At 25.2% G+C, this 504-nt stretch carries 1 protein-coding gene; it reads right to left on the bottom strand.

Annotated features, from left to right (window positions below; all coding sequences use genetic code 11):
* Positions 1-46: 46 nt before the first annotated feature.
* A complete protein-coding gene (locus NH26_RS24940) occupies positions 47-439 on the bottom strand; it encodes a hypothetical protein (RefSeq protein WP_071397313.1) in 393 nt (130 codons plus the stop codon).
* Positions 440-504 lie beyond the last annotated feature (65 nt).

Raw genomic sequence — 504 nt, 5'->3', positions numbered from 1 at the left:
TTTTTTTATACTTGCAGGAAGTAATTCATTGAATTGCTGTTCTATACTATTCATAATAATTAGAGTGTAAAATTTTATCAATTTCTATCAATTCTTTATTGCTTAGATTTCTATGTTCTAAAACTTCTTTCAACGATTTCAATCTTATGTCCTGCATATTGTAAATTGATGCTCTTAACTTGATTGTTTTCTTTTCAAAATCTGTCATTTCTAGAACAAAATCATTTACATTAAATTCCTTTTCTCCAGAAGAAACATTTGCAGAGGTAATATTATTTTGATAGGTATTAAATTCACCCTGTTTAGAAAGTGCATATTGTGTCAATATATGTTCCTGATGTTTCTTTAATGATCTGCTATTTATTTGAGCATCTTGTTTTAGAATATCGACTATATTAACATCTAAATTGATTCTATATCCATTTGTTTTTCTTTCCATAATCGAAATATACAAAATAAAACACAATCAAAACAAAAAGTGTACAACTTATTTTTGAATTGAAT

It is taken from the genome of Flammeovirga pacifica, assembly GCF_000807855.2.
In the GTDB taxonomy this organism is placed as follows: Bacteria; Bacteroidota; Bacteroidia; order Cytophagales; family Flammeovirgaceae; genus Flammeovirga; species Flammeovirga pacifica.
Note: the sequence above shows the minus strand (reverse complement) of the source record. Positions and strands in the feature narration are given on the sequence as shown.

Bases quoted from the DNA above. Each gene is read 5' to 3' on its own strand.
- NH26_RS24940 (WP_071397313.1), bottom strand. From the start codon at position 439: ATGGAAAGAAAAACAAATGGATATAGAATCAATTTAGATGTTAATATA.